At 66.7% G+C, this 2,894-nt stretch carries 4 protein-coding genes; all 4 read left to right on the top strand.

Features of this window, described 5'->3' with window-relative positions; genetic code table 11:
- On the top strand, window positions 1–654 hold a 654-nt coding region (locus tag QOC76_RS09370), incomplete at its 5' end, for an alpha/beta hydrolase (protein ID WP_526356513.1).
- A complete protein-coding gene (locus QOC76_RS09365; RefSeq protein ID WP_526356511.1) occupies window positions 654–1,472 on the top strand; it encodes an NAD(P)-dependent oxidoreductase in 819 nt (272 codons plus the stop codon). The genes QOC76_RS09370 and QOC76_RS09365, both read left to right, overlap by 1 nt.
- Window positions 1,469–2,272 (top strand): NAD(P)-dependent oxidoreductase, encoded by an 804-nt coding sequence (locus tag QOC76_RS09360; protein WP_526356509.1) that lies wholly within the window; start codon window positions 1,469–1,471, stop codon window positions 2,270–2,272. The genes QOC76_RS09365 and QOC76_RS09360 overlap by 4 nt, the downstream gene beginning before the upstream one ends.
- 103 nt (window positions 2,273–2,375) lie before the next feature.
- Window positions 2,376–2,894: cytochrome P450 family protein (locus tag QOC76_RS09355; RefSeq protein ID WP_526356507.1), on the top strand; the 519-nt coding region annotated here is incomplete at its 3' end.

The raw sequence follows: 2,894 nt of genomic DNA, 5'->3' as shown, positions 1-2,894 counted from the left end.
GCGTCGGCGTTCTACCACGACGATATGACGGAGCCGAACAGGCGTGTCGGCTTCGCGCTGGGCGCCGTTGACAAGGTCATCGGCGAGAGTCCCTACGGGGCAGGGCTTTTCCTGCTCGCACACTCCGCAGGATGTGAGCTCGGGCTGCGCATGGCGGTCGACGAACGGGCCACCGGTGTGCTGGGGGTGGAACTGTCGGGCACCGGACTGCGGTACGGCGACGAGGCGAAGGCCGTCATCAGCGAGGCCACCGCAACATCACGTCCCGCAGGCCTGCGGGACCTACTGTGGCAGCCCACCGACCTGTATCCCCCCGAGGTGCTGACCGGCGGGCTCTCGGCACCCGGCGCGCCCTACGAGGCCGACGTCACCGCGAACTGGCCGCGCCGCGACTTCCCCGACATCGCAGGCCGGGTCACGGTCCCGGTCGAGTTCAGCGTCGCCGACCACGAGCGCGTCTGGGAGACGACGCCGGTCGTGACTGCGGCGATCGCCGCGTTGTTCACGGCATCACCCCGCGTCGTAGTCAACGAGATGGCAGACAGCGGACACAATCTCAGCGTCGGCTGGAGCGCGAGCGAATACCACCGGCGGGTGCTGTCGTTCGTCGGCGAATGCGCGGCGGCACGCGAAACGGAACTGGAGGCGGGTTGATGCGCGTTGGCTTCATCGGACTGGGCAGCCAGGGCGCCCCGATGGCGCGACGGATCGTCGAAGCCGGTTACGACCTGACGTTGTGGGCGCGCCGGGCCGCCACCCTCGAACCCTTCGCCGACACCGCCGCGAAGACGGCCCAGTCGCCCGCCGAACTCGCCGCCGCCAGCGATCTGGTGTGCGTGTGTGTCGTCGGCGACGACGACGTCAGAGAGGTCTTCGGCGGCGACACCGGCGTGCTGGCCGGGCTGGCGTCGGGTGGAATCGTCGCCATCCACAGCACCGTGCATCCCGACACCTGCCGAGAGTTAGCCGAATCCGCTGCGGGGCAAGGCGTTTCGGTGATCGATGCTCCGGTGAGCGGTGGAGGTCCCGCCGCGGAGGAAGGCCACCTGCTCGTCATGGTTGGCGGCGACGACGAGGTCGTCGAGCGCTGCCGACCGGTCTTCTCGACCTACGCCGACCCGATCATCCATCTGGGTCCGCTGGGCAGCGGACAGGTCACCAAAATCCTGAACAATGTGCTGTTCACCGCGAATCTGGGCGGCGCGATCAGCACACTCGAACTGGGCGAATCCCTTGGCATCGAACGCCATCGGCTGGCTGAGGTGCTCAACAGCGGGTCAGCCACCAGCAGGGCGCTCGGCAGCATCTCTGTCTTCGGCGGAACGCTGGACGGCCTTGCGCCGATCGCGGGGGCACTGTTGCAGAAGGATGTCCGGCACGCCGCCAGCCTCGCCGACACCGCGCAGGCCGCGCACCCTGCCGTGTTCGACGGGGCGGACGCCGCGCTGAACGCGATGGGATACCCGCGATGACCCGAGTAGGCTTCGTCGGCGCGGGGCGAATGGGTGCACCCATGGTTCGACGACTCGTCGAGGCCGGCCATGAGGTCCGCGCCTTGGGACGCACACCCGAAAAGACCGGTGCCATAGCGCAACTGGGTGCTCACGCCGTGACCAAGCCGGCCGCCGTCGCGGTGGGCGCCGCTGTCGTGCTCGTCTGCGTGTTCACCGACGAACAGGTGACGCAGGTCTGCCTCGACGACGACATGGTCACCGCCATGTCGCCCGGTGCCGTGCTCGTCATTCACACCTCGGGTAGCCCGCGCACCGCGCAAGCGATCGCCGCCCGCGGCGTCGACGTCGTCGACGCTCCGGTAAGCGGCGGACCGCACGACATCGCCGCGGGCGGATTGACCTTGTTCGTCGGCGGCGACGACGATGCCGTGGCCCGCACGCAGCCGGTACTGAGCGCCTACGGTGACCCAATCCTGCATGTCGGCCGGTTGGGTTCGGGTCAGCTGGTGAAGCTGATCAACAACGCACTGTTCGCCGCGCAGATCGGGGTGGTCGCCGAGGGTGTGCGTCTGGGTGAGCTGCTCGGCATCTCCGAATCCGCTCTGCTCGAGGCGTTGGCGCACGGCAGCGCGGGCAGCCGTGCGCTGGGCAACATCACGCGGGCCGGGTCCGCCGCTGCCTTCATCGACTCCGTCGGAGACTTCATCGGCAAGGACGTCGCGGTGGTCCGCGAGACGGTCGCCGATCTGGGTGGCGACCTCGGCGCGCTGGAAGAGATGGTCAATGCAGGCCTCGCACCGATGAGACACATTTCTTGAGTGTCTCATTCTCTTTAACGGAAACGGCATTACCGCTAGGGTTACAGGTCAACAGCCATCCGTAATGAACAACGAACAGTTCATACAGCTCAGGAGCGCTTTGATGACCCAGGCGAAACTTGTCTTCGACCCGTTTTCGCAGGACTTCTTCGACGGGGCCTACGAGACGTATCGCCAGATGCGCGACGAGGCGCCGGTCTATTACAGCGAGGAGCACGACTTCTACGCGCTGACCCGGCACGAAGACGTCGCGCCCGCGTTCAAGGACTTCGAGACCTACTCGTCGCGGTTCGGAGTGGATCTTTCGTCGGTGAGGAGCGGCGTGCCGACGGCCACGGGGATGAAGATGATCATCTTCATGGACCCGCCCGAGCACCGCAACATGCGCAGCCTGATGAACAAGGTGTTCACTCCCCGCGCCATCCAGGCGCAGAAGCAGATGGTGACCGCCAAGGTCGAGAAGTACATCAGCCGCCTCGATCCGGACGGGTTCGATGCCGTTCAGGAGTTCACGGCGCCGTTTCCCGTCGAGGTCATCACGACGATGCTGGGTGTTCCCGACGACCAGGCCCAGCAGGTCCGACACTGGATCGATGACGGGTTGCATCGCGAGGTCGGCCAG

It is taken from the genome of Mycobacterium sp., from assembly GCF_032159565.1.
GTDB lineage: Bacteria > Actinomycetota > Actinomycetes > Mycobacteriales > Mycobacteriaceae > Mycobacterium.
The sequence above is the reverse complement of the archived record's forward strand: the minus strand, read 5'-3'. Positions and strand labels throughout refer to the sequence as shown.

Bases quoted from the DNA above. Each gene is read 5' to 3' on its own strand.
- QOC76_RS09365 (WP_526356511.1), top strand. From the start codon at position 654: ATGCGCGTTGGCTTCATCGGACTGGGCAGCCAGGGCGCCCCGATGGCG.
- QOC76_RS09360 (WP_526356509.1), top strand. From the start codon at position 1,469: ATGACCCGAGTAGGCTTCGTCGGCGCGGGGCGAATGGGTGCACCCATG.